15 protein-coding genes and 1 riboswitch are annotated in these 17672 nt (G+C 44.1%); of the genes, 8 read left to right on the forward strand and 7 right to left on the reverse strand.

Going from position 1 to position 17672, the window contains the following annotated elements; genetic code table 11:
* Window positions 1–9: 9 nt before the first annotated feature.
* Window positions 10–1173: a hypothetical protein gene (locus MST20_RS08240; protein ID WP_243941447.1), complete on the forward strand. Its 1164-nt coding sequence runs from the start codon at window positions 10–12 to the stop codon at window positions 1171–1173.
* A 124-nt stretch (window positions 1174–1297) separates the two neighbouring features.
* A complete protein-coding gene (locus tag MST20_RS08245; protein WP_243941449.1) occupies window positions 1298–2392 on the forward strand; it encodes a hypothetical protein in 1095 nt (364 codons plus the stop codon).
* A 104-nt stretch (window positions 2393–2496) separates the two neighbouring features.
* Here the strand turns inward: MST20_RS08245 and galE are convergent, their stop codons facing one another.
* The 5 genes from galE to MST20_RS08270 form a co-directional block, all read right to left on the reverse strand.
* Window positions 2497–3489, reverse strand: a complete 993-nt coding sequence (gene galE / locus MST20_RS08250) for a UDP-glucose 4-epimerase GalE (protein ID WP_243941451.1) — start codon at window positions 3487–3489, stop codon at window positions 2497–2499.
* A 28-nt stretch (window positions 3490–3517) separates the two neighbouring features.
* Window positions 3518–4516: a glycosyltransferase family 2 protein gene (locus tag MST20_RS08255; RefSeq protein WP_020453486.1), complete on the reverse strand. Its 999-nt coding sequence runs from the start codon at window positions 4514–4516 to the stop codon at window positions 3518–3520.
* On the reverse strand, window positions 4516–6759 hold the full coding sequence (locus tag MST20_RS08260) for a glycosyltransferase family 39 protein (RefSeq protein ID WP_243941454.1): 2244 nt from the start codon (window positions 6757–6759) through the stop codon (window positions 4516–4518). The genes MST20_RS08255 and MST20_RS08260 overlap by 1 nt, the downstream gene beginning before the upstream one ends.
* Before the next feature lie 139 nt (window positions 6760–6898).
* Window positions 6899–8029, reverse strand: a complete 1131-nt coding sequence (locus tag MST20_RS08265) for a 5-methyltetrahydropteroyltriglutamate--homocysteine S-methyltransferase (protein WP_243941456.1) — start codon at window positions 8027–8029, stop codon at window positions 6899–6901.
* Between the two features lie 73 nt (window positions 8030–8102).
* A riboswitch (SAM riboswitch) is annotated at window positions 8103–8212 on the reverse strand.
* Between the two features lie 90 nt (window positions 8213–8302).
* The gene (locus tag MST20_RS08270; RefSeq protein WP_243941458.1) at window positions 8303–8854 is read right to left on the reverse strand and encodes a hypothetical protein; all 552 of its coding nucleotides are present in this window, start codon (window positions 8852–8854) and stop codon (window positions 8303–8305) included.
* A gap of 181 nt (window positions 8855–9035) precedes the next feature.
* Here MST20_RS08270 and MST20_RS08275 point away from each other — a divergent pair, with 181 nt between their 5' ends.
* Complete coding sequence (locus MST20_RS08275; protein ID WP_243941459.1) at window positions 9036–9719, forward strand: DUF3298 and DUF4163 domain-containing protein; 684 nt, start codon at window positions 9036–9038, stop codon at window positions 9717–9719.
* A gap of 98 nt (window positions 9720–9817) precedes the next feature.
* On the opposite strand, the gene MST20_RS08280 is transcribed toward MST20_RS08275, so the two are convergent.
* A complete protein-coding gene (locus tag MST20_RS08280) occupies window positions 9818–10348 on the reverse strand; it encodes a chorismate--pyruvate lyase family protein (protein WP_243941461.1) in 531 nt (176 codons plus the stop codon).
* 187 nt (window positions 10349–10535) lie between these two features.
* Entirely contained in the window at window positions 10536–11510 is a 975-nt protein-coding gene (locus tag MST20_RS08285; protein ID WP_243941462.1) for a LacI family DNA-binding transcriptional regulator, read from the reverse strand.
* Between the two features lie 233 nt (window positions 11511–11743).
* Here MST20_RS08285 and MST20_RS08290 point away from each other — a divergent pair, with 233 nt between their 5' ends.
* The 5 genes from MST20_RS08290 to MST20_RS08310 are packed head-to-tail and all read left to right on the forward strand — an operon-like array spanning window position 11744 to window position 17600.
* A complete protein-coding gene (locus MST20_RS08290) occupies window positions 11744–13042 on the forward strand; it encodes an ABC transporter substrate-binding protein (RefSeq protein WP_243941464.1) in 1299 nt (432 codons plus the stop codon).
* Between the two features lie 11 nt (window positions 13043–13053).
* On the forward strand, window positions 13054–13992 hold the full coding sequence (locus MST20_RS08295; protein WP_059230909.1) for a carbohydrate ABC transporter permease: 939 nt from the start codon (window positions 13054–13056) through the stop codon (window positions 13990–13992).
* On the forward strand, window positions 13989–14837 hold the full coding sequence (locus tag MST20_RS08300; protein ID WP_059230907.1) for a carbohydrate ABC transporter permease: 849 nt from the start codon (window positions 13989–13991) through the stop codon (window positions 14835–14837). Before MST20_RS08295 ends, MST20_RS08300 begins: the two co-directional genes overlap by 4 nt.
* Window positions 14838–14871: 34 nt before the next feature.
* On the forward strand, window positions 14872–16107 hold the full coding sequence (locus tag MST20_RS08305) for an MFS transporter (protein WP_243941466.1): 1236 nt from the start codon (window positions 14872–14874) through the stop codon (window positions 16105–16107).
* Window positions 16108–16121: 14 nt separating this feature from the next.
* Complete coding sequence (locus MST20_RS08310) at window positions 16122–17600, forward strand: glycoside hydrolase family 32 protein (RefSeq protein ID WP_243941468.1); 1479 nt, start codon at window positions 16122–16124, stop codon at window positions 17598–17600.
* The last annotated feature ends 72 nt before the right edge of the window (window positions 17601–17672 follow it).

Here is a 17672-nt window from a genome sequence, read left to right on the forward strand (position 1 = left end):
AGCAGTTCAATGATAAGAAAAAGGTTTATAAATTTAAGCGCATTAATAGTGCTCTTGCTGGTAATCACCGGCTGCGGAAAAGATCAAAATCAGGAGATAACGTATAAAAAAGGCTTTCCTAAGGAGGATAGCCGTGGATTAACTGAGTTTATGAAATCCTACCTTACTGGCAGTACAGATCAAAAAATCATAGAAGTGAATGATGTTACTTTATTTTCAACAGTCAATCACCAAGGACAAGCAATTCGGTACTTTCAATATACTCAGGATCAGTTAAAAGAATATTATAAGCCCTTGTTTACTGCAAAAAAACCTAAAATGATTTTAAATAATTTGTACCAAATAGAACGCTTACAAAAGTTGTTGCACCATCCTATACAAGACAAAGAAAAATATCATCTACCTGCTATTAAAATGTTGTCGAACAATCAACTGGAAGTGAAAACAAAGAAAAATAAAAAAACATTGGATTTGCCGCAGCTTTTGAAAAACTATGGAGTAAAGAAATCCGATGAATTAGAGATTAATTTATATGCAGTGAATTCTAAAAGCTTTTCCGTAGTTATTCAAGATTTTAGTATGAAAGATCGTATTAATAGCACAATAGGACTTTTCATAACGCAAGAATTAACAAATATTGAGTCGACAGTTATCACTAAAGAAAAACTGCAAAACACATTATCAACAGGAAAGTTAAAAGATTACTATGATTTATTTACCAAGGTAGACAATTCAGGAAGATATTCGCTCTTATTTTTTGATGATATGATTTTAGATAAAAGGACCAATCAATTAATTGATATTAAAAAAGATGATTATTTAAGCAAAGACGGTAAATATGTTTATATTAACGGAGCTAAAGAAAAAGAAACAAATGTAATGCCTGATGGTATTCAACAGATACAAACCGTGGATAATTATTTAAAAGGAAATGACAAATATGAAGCTCAATTTAAGTTTGACTTCAAAAAAATTGCAAAAGAGATGGATTTTAACGCGGGCGATGCAAGGATAGCTAATATCCAATATTTTAATAAAGATTATGTAGTTTTGTATATTTCATATCACGGGAAGCCAATTGGGACAGCGGGTTCTGTTAATGTACTAGTCGATTTACAAAAAAACAAACAACAGCCAACCGCTTATTTAGTTGATTTAGGAATTGAATCATAGAGGGACTGAAGAGTTTTTATTCAGTCCTTTTCTTATTTGACAAAGGTAGGCCACAAAAGTGGGATAAGCCTTCTGTCATTTTTGGAATTCAAATAAAAAGGAACATAAAGGATAGAAATACTCAATGAAAAAAAGATGGTTTATATACTTAGGCATTTTCATAATATGCTTGCTGGTGTTTACCAACTGCGGAAAAGACGATGATGCATTCACATATCAAAAAGGATATCCAAAAGAAGACAGTCCGGCATTTAAAGAGTATATGAGAATTGAAAGTGGATTAGCGGGCGATGCGACGTTAAGACATGAAAATCATAAGTATACGGTTATGCGCGGTGGTAAAGATGGGCTTCGTTATTATCAATATACAGATAAAGAGCTTCAGGATTCATATGCCGTACTTTTTTCATCTGATCAAATGTTTTACTCTCACATAAACAATAGCAGGTTTTTGGATGCCAAAGGGTCCATTCGCTATATAATAGGACGTCAGCTGCCCAAGTTGCGGTTAGATCATACAAATATGCTGCAAGTGCAAACTGAGTTAGGCGAAAAAAAGATAAAGCTGCCCATAAAAGCAACAGCTGATTCTGAAGATATTTATCTCTATCTTTATGCTATTGATAAAAAAAACATGCTGATCGGAGTAAAGGATTATACAGGCGATGGAGATACGAAGACATATTATATATTTTTAAAACAAAATCTTTTAAAATACCAGATTGTCAATAAAGATGAAGTGCCTGCAACAATCGAGTCAGGAAAACTAAATGATTACCTGTCTGTTTTTCCAAAGGTGACGGAGGATGGAACATATCTACACTTATTTGATAAATACATTTTCGAAAAAAAGACAAACCTAGTCAGAAAAATCAGAGAGGATGATTATTTAAGTGAAGACGGAAAATATGTATATCTCAATGGGGCTGAAGACAAGGATATCATGTCTGAAGGTGTCCAGCGCATTCAAACTGTGGAAAATTATCTGAAAAGAAATTATAAGGATGAAGTGCAATTTAATTTGGATTTTGAAAAGGCTTTTGATGGAGCAGGTTTGAAAGTGAAAAAAGTGAATTCGGCTGAAATTAAATATTTTAATAAAAATTATGTGGCCATCCAATTTTCATATGATTTCATCTGGTATGGCTCGGGATATATTGATATGCTGATTGATTTGCAGGACAAAAAACACCCGACTGCTTACTTGATAGATTATTAGGATGATTGGGTAGTCGATTAGATTTACAGTATCCATTTATCATTAGAAAAAACCGCACCTCCATAGTTAGACACTATCTAACGATAGGGGGTGCGGTTCATTTTTCACCCTTGCTTCACCTTCTCCGCCGCATACCCATTCGGATTCGCCGAGTGCCAGTTCCAGGCGTCGCGGATGATTGCGATCAGGCTGTTGTGCTTCGGGGTCCAGCCTAGTTCTTTTCTGGCCTTGGAAGAAGAAGCGGCAAATGTTGCTTGTGAATCGATGTCCGTTTCTGTCAGCTTTGCGGCGATGAGAGGAATGCCTGTGACATATTGGGCGGCAAGGATGATTTGTTCAGCGGAGTAGCTTTCGCCATAGCTGAGATTGTAGATTCGGCTATCCTTGCCTTTCCGCATGTGACTGATGGAGAGCACGTGTGCTTCTGCCAAATCCTGAACGTGAACATAATCGTGGAAGCCTGTTCCGTTTTCAGGGTGATCTATGTGAACAAAAGGAAGGTGTCCGAGAGCGGTTCGCAGAACATTTGAAATGAGATGTGTTTCGCTCCCCCGGTCTTCGCCGATGATGGCGGATGGGTGGGCGCCGCACGCATTGAAGGAGCGGAGGATCACATATTTCAGGCCGTACGCTTTTTCCGCTTCCATCAGCATTTTCTCCATCATCCGTTTGACCTTGCCGTGCGGGTGAACGGGCTCAGGTTCGGTTTCTTCCGTGACAGGCAGGTCTGGACTGCCGTAGACGGCTGCGCTTGACGCGAAAACGATCCGGCTGACATCGTATTCTTTCATCACGCCAAGCAGGGTTTCCATGCCTGTCATGTTTTCGTTGAAAGAAGAAAAAACGCGATTCGACTGTGATGGAATAGGTGATGCTGCGAAATGCATGACGGCTTCAATGTCCTCGTTTTCAAATACTTGCTTGAGAAAATGCCGGTCGCGAATATCCCCTTTATAAAACGCAGATTCGGGGTGAACGGCTTCTGCGTGTCCCGTCGCCAGGGAATCCACAACGACGACTTTTTCTTTTTTCTCAATTAACGTGTAAACGGCGTGGGAACCGATATAACCGGCTCCCCCGACAACTAGTATGCTCATCGGAATCCCTCCTTTTGGATCTCTCGTTCTACATGATATGGCGCTGCGGAGCTGCCGCCCGCCGCTGTTCTTCAAATCCGTATTTGCCGTCAATGATATATAGCGGCCTGTCTTTCACTTCGTCATAAATGCGGCCGATGTATTCGCCGATCGCTCCGAGAATGATCAGGATAAAGCCGCTGAACAAGCATTGCAAAATGATCATCGAAGACCATCCGGTAATGGTGCTTGTCGTAAACAGCTTCATGCAGACGACGATGAAGGCGTATATAAAGCCGACCGCTGACAGCGCGATTCCTGAGTAGCTTGCCAGTTTCAGCGGCTGAAAGGAAAAAGAAGTGATGCCGTCGAGCGAAAGCTTCAGCATTTTTTTGAGCGGGTACTTCGTTTCCCCTGCAAGCCGTTCGTGGCGCTCGTAATAGACGGCGGTCTGCTTGAATCCGAGCCAGCTGACAAGGCCGCGGACGAACGGGTTTTTTTCTTTCAGCTTGTTCATTTCATTGACCACCTTCCGGTCCATGAGCCGGAAGTCTCCCGTATCCACCGGGATATCAACGTCTGTGAGTTTTCTTAAAATGCGGTAGAACATGGCGGCCGTTTGCTTTTTGAAAAATGTTTCTCCTTCGCGCTTTGTGCGGACGGCGTATACAACGTCAAAGCCTTGGCGCCATTTTTCCGCCATTTCCAAAATCAATTCGGGAGGATCCTGCAGATCGGCGTCGATCACAACGATCGCTTCGCCGGCAGCATAGTCGGTACCGGCCGTAATGGCGATCTGATGACCGAAGTTTCTTGAGAAATTGATGCATTTTACTGCCGGGTCTGACTGAGCAAGCGACTTCAGCATGTGAATGCTGTCATCGCTTGAACCGTCGTTTACAAAAATCAGTTCATAGGGATCGCCTGTCGAGTCCATGACGGTTTTTAATCGGTCATAGGTGCTTTGAAGCACTTCCGCTTCGTTGTAGACAGGGACTACGATTGAAAATGTGACTTGTCTCTGCATATTCATCACCTTTCCTTTCATCAATCAAGCTCCACTTTATAAAGCGTCTGATTTCCGCCAGGTCCGCCTGACTGGGAATCGTTATCTGAAGAAGAGCTGCTGTATTCGCTTTTTGAAATTTCTTTTCCGTTTTCTTTAATCCAGTTGGTGATTTCTGAATTGTCTTGACCTCGGCCGTCGCCGATCATGAAGTACTTGACTTCACCGTTTTTGACGAGCTTCTCAAGTTTTTCAACCGTCAAAATCGGATCGCTTCCAGAGAATCCGCCCATCGCCATCACAGCTTTGCCTGTTTTGATGATGTAAGATTGAGCAGATGTTGCGCTGGAGACTGCAAATAAATATTTTTCACCAGTGTTGTTCTTTTCAAGGTAGCTTAACAGTTCTTCATCGACTGATTCGCCGCTTCCAGGGCTGCCGCCCCCGCTTGGTCCGCCTTGTTGACGGCTGCTTGCGCCTTCGCCGTTCTGATTTTGGCTGTTTTGGCCGGAACCGGTATCAGCTGAAGAATCATTGCTGTTTGAACCAGGACCGAAGCCAGGTCCGTTATTGTTGTTTTGATCACTGTCTGTTTGACCGTCTTGGCTGCCGAATCCGGGAGGTCCGCTGCCGTTGTTATTCTGCATCTTCCCTCCGCCTCCGCCGCCAAATGATTGTGCGGATTTAGGTCCGGCCTGCGGAATCATGCCGTTTACACCGTCAGCGAGCGTTGCTGTCGTCCAATAGAAAGGTCCGATCAGCATGCCGAGCAGCGCTGCAAGTGCTACATAGTAGCTGAATGACTTTCCTTTTTTGAAAAAGATGAGAAGGCAGCTTGTGACAATGCCGAAAGCGCCGATCAATATGCTCCAGATAATCCCGATTTCGCTGAGATAAGGACTCAAAATATACAATTCAAATGCGGTTGTCAGCAAAATTCCGATCGGCAGAAGCTGTTTTTTCCAGCCGCTTTCTTCCTGATAAAGGCGAACGAGCGCCGTCCAGCCTGCACCTGACAAAGCGGCGATTGGAGCTGCCAGCATAATCAGATAGTAATGATGGAAGAATCCTGCGATACTGAAGAATGCAGCGACCGGCAGAAGCCACATCATCCAGAAAATCGTTTCAGTCGTTGTTTCATTGAATTTTCGTTGCCCGCGAAGGCCCGTGATCAGCAAACCGATGATGCCGAAGAGTACAAACGGGATCAGCCAGCTTGCCTGTCCGGAAAGCTCAGATTGGAATAGTCTGAGAGGACCAGGGTTTCCTGTGCCAAACATGCCGCTCGTGCCGCCACCGGGACCTCCGCCGCCGCTTTGGACATCACCCTGCTGGCCGTCCGGTCCGCCTGAAGGCATCTCGCCCCCGTTTGGCGGAGCCATTTGTCCATTTGCCGAGTCTGAGTTGTTTTCAGTATCGCCGCTTTGCTGCTGCGGCATTTCCTGCTGCTTGTTCTTTTGATCTTGATCAGCTGAGGAGGTTCCGCCCCCGCCTGCACCGTTTTGGCCTGTGAGACGCTGGATGCCGTTGTAGCCAAACGCCAGCTCAAGGACAGAGTTGGTCTGGCTGCTTCCGATATAAGGGCGCGAACTCTCCGGCTGGCTGTCAACGACGACCGCCCAGGAAACGGAAACACCCGCCAGAACAATCACGGCTGTGATTAGAGACACAACTTTTTTGCGAATCGTCGTTTTTGCTGCCATCATGTAAAACAGCAGGAATGCCGGTAATACCATGTAAGCTTGCAGCATTTTGACGTTAAAGCCGACGCCGACCATACAGAATGCGCCGAGCAGCCAGCCGATTTTTCCTTTGTGGACTGCTTTAAACAACATCCAGGTTGCAGTCATCAAGCAAAGGACGAGAATGCTATCGACGTTGTTTGTATGGCTGACGGCAACGGCAATCGGCGTACACGCCATAATAAGAGCTGAAATTCTGGCCGCCGTTTTGCCAAAAGTAGGTTTTACAATAAAGTACAAGAGTGCTACGGAAATCACTTCGGCAATGGCTTCAGGGAGAACGACGCTCCAGCCGTGCACGCCGAACACAAGTGCAAAAAGTGTCTGAATCCAGAGTGCGACAGGCGGTTTATCAATTGTTACAAAGCCTGCCGGATCAAATGATGCGTAAAAGAAGTTATGAAAGCTTTGGGTCATACTTTCGACGGCCGCCGTATAGTAGGCGTTGTCTGTGTCACTATTCCAGATGCCGTACAAGTTTAATGCTGCAGATAATACAAGAATGAAGACCAGGAATATATCGATTTTCCTTTTCTTAATCATTGTTCGATCACCTCACTAAAGAGCATTATAGAAGCCAAATATGATCAAACTATGAACAAATCAAGAAGGAATTTTAAATTGTATAGAGGGGCAAAAAAAAGAGACATGCCGTCATTAGGCATGTCTCAAATATGAGATGTTATTTCCATACGTCTTCAGCGATCTCGACGACATGGCGCAGTTTTTCCCATTGCTGTTCTTCCGTCAGGAGGTTGCCTTCTTCTGTGGAGGCAAAGCCGCACTGCGGGCTTAGGCACAACTGGTTCAGGTCGACGTAGCGAGCCGCCTCTTCGATACGCCGCTTAATGGCATCCGGGTTTTCAAGCTCACCGAATTTGGATGTGATGAGACCGAGGACGATTTGCAAGTCTTTCCGTTTGACATAGCGAAGCGGTTCGAAGCCGCCGGAGCGCTCGTCATCAAATTCAAGGAAAAGTCCGTCTAAATTGAGTCCGTCGAAAATCGTTTCTGCCGCCGCATCGTAGCCGCCTTCCGCCACCCATGTTGACTGGAAGTTGCCGCGGCAGATGTGCATGGTGACCGTCAAATCGTCCGGGCGTCCTTCAACTGCTTCATTAATCGTGTTGGCGAAAGACTGGCGCAGTTCATCAGGCTGGCGGCCAAAGGCTTTGATCTGCTCATGTCCTTTGTCTGAGAAAAATACCGACCAGGCCGTATCATCCAGCTGCAAATAGCGGCAGCCGGCGTCGTAAAATGCGCGGATCGCTTTTTTGTAAGCCTGCGCGACATCGTGATGGAACTCATCCAGATCCTCGTACGGGCTTTCTCCAAGTTTTCCTCTGAAAAATAGCATATTCGGGCTCGGAATCGTCATTTTCGGCGTATGTGTGCCCGCAATATCATGAAGAAATTGATAATCTTCCAGCATCGGATGGTTTGTAAAATCGACTTTGCTTGTTACTTTGATGCCGCGCGGCTTTGTTTCAACATTATGAAATTGAATGCCCTTGTCCGCTGTGTATCCTTCGACACCATCAAGGTCTTCGAGAAAATCAAAATGCCACCATGACCTGCGGAATTCCCCGTCAGTAACGGCTTTAAGTCCAATTTCTTTTTGCTTTTCCACAATGCGCTTGATCTCTTCGTTTTCGACTTCGCGCAGTTGTTCAGCGCTAATTTCACCGTTCGCTTTTTGAATACGCGCTTTTTTTACGGGCGCAGGCCTTAAAAGGCTTCCCACCTGATCAGCTCTGTACGGTCCGATTTTTCTTCCAGGCGTTTGCTTCAGTACATCTGTTGATTGTGTCATGCTTCATCCCTCTTTCTTTATAGACATAAAAAAGCCCTTCCCGATAAGGAAGAGCTTGATATATTCAATCTCCTCCTTATCTTCAAGAGCACGAACATGCTCTTAAGGATTTAGCACCATTCTGTCATAGACAGCGGTTGCCGGGTTTCACAGGGCCAGTCCCTCCACCACTCTTGATAAGGAAAACCTTTTTATGCGATTTTTTTAATAATTTTAATATTAATACTTTTTATAAAAATGTCAATGGTTAATAAAAGAGCATTTTTAATTTATTCAAGTATTTTTCCAGACGGTTTTGTACTTTTTTTGATATTTTTCATTTTCTTCTTCTGCGATTAAACCCGCGGCAGTGCTTTTGATATCGTCATCATGCAAGGCATCGTATAAGTGTCTAAGGCTTTGGATAATATCAAATCGAATCAGCGTGTAATTTTTTTCGTCAAGACAGCCGTTAAAACGATCAACGAGGTGCTTGACGACCATTTTCCGCTGTTGATCCCCTGCCAAACCGACTCTCCAAATTGACTGAAGGCTGTGTCTTGCGGTGACGAACTTCTTATCATATGTCACTTTCCACAATGCAGAAAAATCGTTCAGCATTCTGTTTTCCGGGTCGCTGATGGCTAAATGAGAGAGAAATTGCGCTGCTCTCGATCTTTTATGATTGTCTTTATCATCAAGGTCTTCTATTAATTGATCCCATACCTCATAAGCCCAATCGACTTCATTTTCGGTTAAGGACAGGATGTGTTGATATGCTTCATATTGGAGCTGTCGATCGTCTGACTCCAAATCTCTAAAATACATTTGAATCGCATCGTTCATGGATCGCCACCCTTTCCGTTTTTATCTGAGAACAGCATAACCCGTTCCATGGCGTTTGACAATCAGGTTGAATTAGAATATTTTCCAAAAACTGAAACTTTTTATCGGGTTCACCGGTCTATCATGTGTACCTGATTTCAAAGTGGGTATGATAAACAATGAAAGATTAAGGAGGGTTCTTATGAACAAAAAAACAGTGTTTAAAGCGTTAGGTATGTTGATGACAGGGGTATTGTTTTTTGCGCTGTACAGTGCGGCCGCACTTCCTTCTGCACACGCGGCAAATGAAAAAAAGCCGACGGTCACGAGCCATACTTACAAAAACGTTAAGGCTTTGAAATACCCGCAGGTTGCAAATGTAAGCACCAAATCTCTCCAAAATAAGATCAACAAAGATTTTAAACGTTATATTGAGCAGTCTTACAAAGATTATGTAAAAAACAAGAAAGACGGTCAACAGCACGGATACCAAACCGATTACCAAACGTCCTTTGAAGTGAAATACCGGACTAGCCAAAAGCTGAGCATCCTGACAAGTAATTATGTCTACTCCGGCGGAGCGCACGGAAATACGGCAGTCCGCTCTTTCAACTATGACCTTGCCTCTAAAAAACGGGTGTATTTATCAGACATCCTAAATACAAAATCGAAAATGGATAAGACAAAAACATATATTTACAACTATATTCAAAAACACAGCGACATTTTCTTCCCGGATGTGAAGAAGAAAGACATCGTCCTTGGTAAAAACACGGCTTTTTATTACACAAAAGACGGCATTGCGATCGTCTTCCAGCAATACGATGTAGCCCCTTATGCTGCCGGAAATCCGGTCGTTGCCGTTCCGAAAACGGTGTATCAATAAATAACAGCCCCTATTTCGCAGGGGTTTTTGTTTTGAGGGAAGAAGGATTGGGGAGGTTTTGGAAGCCCTTTCATAAAGCGGCAGCTGACGGGCATGAGTCAGCCCGGCGTCAGTTCGCAGATTTTTTCTAAATCGAACAGCTCGCAGACATAGAACATGCACTGCCGGCCGCTGATGATCTGATATTTTTTAAAAGCATATGTCCGGTCTGCCGCAACAGGTACAAGGTGTGTGAAATGTTTTCCCAGGCAGTCGCCCGTGCTGAAAATTTCACGCCTTGACTCCAGTTCTGCAATGATTTTCCCGATGGGAAGCCTTTCTTCCTGCAAATCTTGTTTGATGGCGGGCGGCAGTAAGTTTGTTTTGACATAGACATAATTATAAGATAAATAATCAGCGCCTGATTTCAAAGAGGAGGTTCTAAACAAGATGTCATCATCGCGTTGAAACAGCCTCGCTTCTTCAGGTGACAGCTTGTCATAATCAATATTATTTTGCTGAAAAACTTCGATTTCGGCTTTGCCGCCGATCAGCGTTTCAATCGCTTTGGTTGTTGAACCATCGGTTTTGGTTAACATGTCTTTTACAAGAGCAACAACAGTTTCAGGAAAAAAGTGGCTTACGCTCAATGAAAGGCACCTCCGTACCAAAATTAGAATTTTTTGAAAACTTGTCTTTAAATTTATCATGTGGAGGTGGATTTGTCTAGAAAAATAAGTTAAATTTTAGGTTAGTAATGTAAATTTTATCTTTTTTTAATTGAATAGATATATGGAAAAAGGAGACGTCAATGTCTCCTTTTTTTGTGCCATTAATTTAAGTCGTCTCTCCTTCTAAAAGCTGTACGGGCAAATAGGTTTCCAGCGGCAAGTCATCGAATTCGCCTTCAATGGCTTTGGACAAAATCTCGATGGCCGTCTTGGAAATGAGTTCGATCGGCTGCTGGATGGTTGTCAATTCCGGGAGGATAGACTGAACCGCTTCCGTTCCGTCGTAGCCGATCACCTTTAATTGCCCGGGAATGTCTTTTTTGCGTTTTTTTGCTTCGGTGATGACTGTAGCGGCCATGAGGTCATCACTGGCGAAAATGCCGTCAGCTGCAGGCTGTTCATCAAACAGTTCTGAGATGATTTCCCGGTAATTTTGATGAAAGGGAACTTCATATGTAATCGGCTGTCTCCCGTGTTGTCGCATCACATCTTCATATGCTTTTCTTCTAAGATTTGCCGGTGTTTTCAGCTCAATTGGTCCGTTGATATGGATGATGTGCCGGCAGCCTTTTGCAATTAACAGTTCCGTCGCTTTTTTTCCTCCGTCATAGTTGTCGGAGCCGATGACGGGAATCGTTTCCGATAAGTAATGGTCGATGGCGACAATCGGCAGGTTTTGCTGATGATAATTTAAAATTCCCCTGTTGTAAGTCACGGCGATGACGCCGTCCACTTGATTTCGCATCAGCATTTCCAAGTATTTTTCTTCTTTGTCTTTACGGTTCAAGCTGTTGCAAAGCAGCAGTTTGTAGCCCATGGCAGCGCAGATGCTCTCAATATGAAAGGCCAGTTCGCCGAAAAACGGGTTGCTGGAGTTCGGGATGATGAGCCCTATTAAATGGGTTCGTTTACGAAATAAAGAGCGGGCCAAATCGTTTGGAAAGTAATTGATGTCTTCCATCGCTTTATAGACTTTTTCTTTTGTTTTTTCACTAATATAGCCGCGGTTATTTAATACCCGGGATACGGTTGTGGGTGAAACTCCCGCTTTTTTTGCAACGTCGTGAATGCTAGGCTTCATTCCCTTTTCCCCCTGCTTTTTTACTGAAATGGCTTACAATTCTCGTCACGCACTTATTTTAGAGAATCGGGCCGATATGTGCAAGAAAATGCCATGATTCTGAGAAATGTACCGGGATGAATGAATGGGAAAAAGATATGTCAACCGGTTGACATATGAAACCGGTTGACATACAATTCACTTGAAAGCGCTTTTATTTGTTAATTTATGAAAAATGGGGGGAAGTGACAAAGATGAAAAGGTGGCTCTTCGGAATTTTTTCGTTGTTGCTGATGTTTGCAATGTGGGGCTGCAGCAATAGCAAAAGTGCAAATAGCCAAGATGGGAAAACGCTTACGGTATGGGTGCACGTATCTGATGATAGTGAAGAAGGAAAGGTCTATCAAAAGCGGGTGGACGCTTTTAATAAAAAGTATGCCTCTGAAAACGTCGAGGCCAAAATTGATTTCATCCCCAGAAGCGGAAACGGTGGCGGATATGAAGACAAAGTGAACGCGGCGCTGACAACGAACACCCTGCCTGATGTGATCACTTTGGACGGACCGAATACGGCGGCTTATGCGAAATCGGGCGTAATTGCGCCATTGGATGAGTATATCAAAGACCAGGATGATTTATTGCCAAGCATTAAGCAACAGGGAACCTACCAAGGGAAACTGTATGCGATCGGCGTCAGCGAATCATCGGTCGGTATTTACTATAACAAAAAAATGCTGAAGGATGCCGGTGTTGACTTGAAAACGCTGCCAACGGTTGAGAATCCATGGACGTGGGACGAATTTCTTGAGCTTTGCAAAAAGCTGAAAAATAAATATGACAAACCGGCAATCGATATGCAGTTGCAGTCAAAAGACGAAATGCTGACGTATGCGCTTTTGCCATTTGTTTGGTCGGCCGGCGGCGATGTCCTTTCAAAAGATGGCAAGAAAGCGGAGGGTGTTTTTAACGACAAACCGACCGTTGAAGCGATGACATTTATTCAAACAATGCTGAAAGAGGCTTACACGACCCGGACTCCGGTTAAGCAGGCGTTTGAAACGGAAAAATATCCGATGAAAATGAGCGGTGTCTGGACGGTAACCGATATGAAAACAAATTTTCCTAATGTCGATTATGGTGTGATGCCGTATCCTGTTTCGCCAAAAACAAAAAAGCTTGTGTCTCCTTCAGGAAGCTGGCAGTTTGCCATGACACAGACGTCTGAAAACAAGGAGTGGGCGGCAAAATTGGTCGATTGGATGACAAACAAGGAATCCAACCTGGAATTGAGCCGTTCGATCGCCGCGCTGCCTGTGCGCTATTCATCAGAGAAAGTGCTGGCAAAAGAATTCTCAGATGAAATGAATGTCTTCTTGCAGCAGCTGAAAGAAACGGGGCATGCACGACCGGTGACACCGGCATATCCACAGGTCACACGCGCATTTCAGCAAGCGATCGATGACATCAGTTTCTTTGATCAGCATCAGGATATTCAATCGGTGCTGGATACGCGTGCAAAAGAAATGCAATCAGCCATCGATAAGGCAAACTAGAAGGTGGAGCCATGAATAAAATTCCGTTGAAAGAAGCAAGGACGGCCTTTCCGCTGAAAAAAACCCCTGCCGATAAAATAGGGTGGCGGGACAATATGCTGGCCTATACATTTTTAGGTCCGGCCTTGCTGATTTTGTCAGTGTTTCTCGTGATTCCTTCGATTATGGCGGTTTACTACGCATTTACAGATTATTATTTGTTAACACCTGACCTGCGCAAGTTTGTCGGATTTGACAACTTTATCAAATTGTTCAAAGACCCTATTTTCTTAAAAAGTTTGAGCAACACATTGAAATTTGTTGTCCTTGTAATTCCGTTACAGATTGGGGCCGCTCTCGGGCTGGCCCTTCTGTTGAATAAAAAGCGCAAGGCCAACACGTTTTTCAAAGTCGCATACTTTAGCCCCGTCGTCATGTCGCTTGTTGTCATCTCCGTTTTGTGGCTGTACTTGCTGAATCCGAATGAAGGAATGATCAATAACGTACTGACGCATGTCGGATTACCGCCACAGCCGTTTTTGACAAGTCCTGATCAGGCGATCTTTACAATTGTTTTCGTTTCAGTCTGGCAGGGAGCCGGGTTTCAGATGCTGATTTTTTTAGCGGGCCTGCAAAATATTCCCGGAGATGTCTACGAGGCGGCGCAATTGGATGGTATGAATAAATGGCAGCGGTTTATTTATATTACATTGCCTTTGTTGAAACCGACGTCGGTTTTTATCTTTATTACGACGCTGATCAGTGCGTTTAAGCTCCTCGTGCAGCCAATGGTCATGACCCAGGGGGGACCTGTCAATTCAACGATGACAGTTGTCTATTATATTTATCAAACGGGATTTACCGATCGGATGGTCGGCTATGCAAGTTCAATTGCGCTCTTGTTTGGCACGATGATTGGATTGGTGACGCTTGCGCAGCGCAAGTTGGTGAAGGAGGATGAAGGCGGATGAGAAGGAAATTCGGACCTTTGACGATACTGGAATATATATGCCTTGTTTTGCTGGCGGTTCTGTTTATATTTCCGCTGATTTGGATGGTCGCTTCATCGATGAAACCGGAAGCCGATATTTACAACAATATCAGCAGCATAAAAGCGTTTCTCCCGTCTTTTCATCCGTCGGAATGGTTTCAATCCTACAGGGAAGTGCTGTCACGGTTTGATTTACTCATGTATATCGGTAACAGTCTGTTTTACGGTTTGTGTGTGGCAGCGGGGGCGGTCATCATCAACGGTATGGCGGGTTTTGCATTCGCCAAGCTGCAGTTCACAGGTAAAAAAGTGCTGTTTGCCATATTGCTTGCGCTTTTAATCGTGCCGATGGAAACGATTTTAATCTCGCAGTTTACAATTGTTCATAAGCTCGGACTTGTTGATACGCGCCTTGCCGTGATTTTGCCGGCGCTTGCCGGGGCTTTCAATATTTATTTGTTCCGAAACTTTTTCATGGCGATCCCGGGGGAGATGATTGAGTCGGCCAAGCTGGACGGAGCCAATACATGGCAGATTTTCTGGCGGGTGATGCTGCCGATGTCCAAACCGGCTGTTGCTACGGTGGGGACATTGGCTTTTATCGGCAGCTGGAATGACTATATTTGGCCGCTGATGGTTTTGACGGATAAGTCGAAATTTCCGATCCAGGTGGCGATTACAGCCATCAACAGCACCGAGCCGGTTTATACGAACCAGGTAATGGCTGTCCTGACGATTTCCACGATTCCGCTGATTCTGATCTACATTGTCGCCCAACGCTACATTTTAGATGGCCTGGGCGGTTCAGGGACAGGCATCAAATAGATACATCCAAATCGGGTTAAAGGAGCAAATGAAAATGAAAAGCTCAAACAGTCTGTATTGGAAACTAAGCGCTTATTTTTTCTTTTTCTTTTTTACTTGGTCTTCCAGCTATTCTTTATTTGCGATTTGGTTAGGGCAAGAAATCAATTTGAACGGGTCCGCGACGGGCATTATCTTTTCTGTAAACGCTATCTTTACTTTGTGCATGCAGCCTTTGTACGGTTTTATCTCTGATAAGCTCGGGCTGAAGAAAAACATATTGTTTATGATCAGTTTGCTTCTCGTATTGACGGGTCCCTTTTATATTTTCGTCTACGGACCGCTTTTGCAATACAATGTCTTTCTTGGGGCTATCGTCGGCGGATTGTATTTGGGAACTGCTTTTCTCGCCGGAATCGGTGCGATTGAAACTTTTATTGAAAAGGTCAGCCGCAAATATCAATTTGAATATGGAAGAGCAAGGATGTGGGGGTCCCTCGGCTGGGCTGCGGCGACATTTTTTGCAGGTCAGCTGTTCAATATCGACCCGAATATCAACTTCTGGGTTGCGTCTGTTTCAGCAGTCATATTGGTGGCCATTATTGTTTCCGTAAAAATTGAGATGACAGATGATGAAAAGGAAAGAGCAGACTCGGTCGGATTAAAAGACGTGGGAGGTCTTTTTCTCTTAAAAGATTTCTGGTTTTTGATGTTGTACGTGATCGGCGTAACTTGCGTATACGGCGTCTATGACCAGCAGTTTCCGCTTTACTACGCTTCCTTATTTCCGACTCAGGCCTTGGGGAACCAAATATTTGGATACCTTAACTCATTCCAAGTATTCATTGAAGCGGGCATGATGTTTCTTGCGCCTTTCATCGTCAATAAGCTTGGTCCTAAAAAAAGTTTGATTTTAGCGGGGCTGTTAATGGCTTTCCGTATTATCGGCTCCGGACTTGTCAGCGGACCGGTCGGAATTTCAGCGATGAAACTCATTCATGCTTTAGAGTTGCCGATTATGCTGATTGCGGTGTTTAAATATTTGGCGACTAATTTTGATAATCGTCTTTCATCCGTACTTTATCTTGTCGGCTTTCAATTCGCATCCCAGGTAGGCACGTCGATTTTTTCGCCGCTTGCGGGAGGTTTATACGACAGCATCGGATTTCGCCACACTTATCTCATCATGGGAACAATGGTTCTTTGTTTCACCATGATTTCGATTTTCACCTTAATAGACTCAAAGAAAGACGTTGAATTTGTTCAAAGTCTACAAAGAAAGCATATATAGAAAGGATGTCACAGATGAATAGAATTCAGCAGGCAGAAGAAGCATTGAAGAAAGCCGGGAAAAAAGTGAATCACCGATATCGAATGGGCTATCACATGATGCCTCGGGCAAACTGGATAAATGATCCAAATGGACTTATTCAATATAAAGGGGAGTATCATGTCTTTTATCAACATCATCCGTATGATGAGAATTGGGGGCCGATGCATTGGGGCCATTTGAAGAGCAGGGATCTCATTCACTGGGAACACTTGCCGATCGCTTTAGCCCCTGGCGATGCATTTGATGAGAGCGGCTGCTTCTCAGGAAGTGCAGTCGAATATAACGGCGACCTCGCTTTAATCTATACAGGGCATAATATGATAGATGAAGAGAAAGACGTTTTCTATCAAAATCAGAATATAGCAGTCAGCAAAGACGGTATCGTCTTTGAAAAACTGAAAGAAAACCCTGTCATCGCAGAGCCGCCGGAAGACAGCTCCCGCCACTTTCGCGATCCGAAAGTATGGAAGCATCGTGAGACCTGGTATATGGTGATCGGAAACGCCTCAAAAGAAAATGTCGGCAGGGTCATTTTATACCGCTCGCCTAACTTTGTAGATTGGGAATATGCAGGCGTCCTCGCCCAAAGCGACGGAAATCTCGGCTTTATGTGGGAATGTCCGGATTTCTTTGAATTAGACGGCAAACACATTTTGCTGATTTCCCCTCAGGGTATAGAGGCGGATGGTGATTCATATCAAAATCTGTATCAAACAGGCTATTTGATTGGAGATTATGATGAAGAAACGAATGAGTTTGTACACGGCTCATTTAAGGAATTGGACCATGGCCATGACTTTTATGCCGTGCAAACTTTGTTGGATGACAAAGGGCGCAGAATTGCGATTGGCTGGATGGATATGTGGGAGTCAGAGATGCCGACGAAAGCGGACGGATGGTGCGGGGCTTTAACTTTGCCGCGTGAATTGACGTTGAAGGATGATCACAAAATTTTAATGAACCCCGTCGAGGAGACTCAATTACTTCGTGAATCGGAACATCATGAATGTGCCAATCAATCGATTTCCGGCAGCTATTTGATCAAGACAGCCGAAAAGCTTCTTGAAGTGGTGGCCGTTTTTGATTTGACAATTTGCAGTGCCGAAACGGTTGGCTTAAAGATTCGGGGGATTGCTCAGGAAGAGACAATCATCCAGTACAGCTTGGTTGATCAAAAGCTGACGCTCGACTGTTCAAAGTCCGGCAAAGCACGGGACGGTGTCAGAAACGTACGGCTTGAAGCGGAGGAGAAGCTCACCCTGCATCTGTTTCTTGACAGATCGTCTATTGAAGTATTTGCAAACCATGGTGAAGCGACAATGACCAGCCGCATATATCCCAAAGAAGGAAGAGCCGGGATTGAGCTGTTTTCTGAGAAAGGCAATGTACGGGTTGAAGAGTTCACTTACTGGACGTTAAAAGATATTTGGAAAGGCGATGAAGCCAAATGAGCAGAATTTTTTGCATCGGTGAGACGTTAATCGACTTTATCCCAGTCCAAAAAGAAATTGCCTTGCAACATG

Origin of the sequence: Bacillus sp. B19-2, assembly GCF_022832475.1 — a bacterium.
Lineage (GTDB): Bacteria > Bacillota > Bacilli > Bacillales > Bacillaceae > Bacillus > Bacillus paralicheniformis.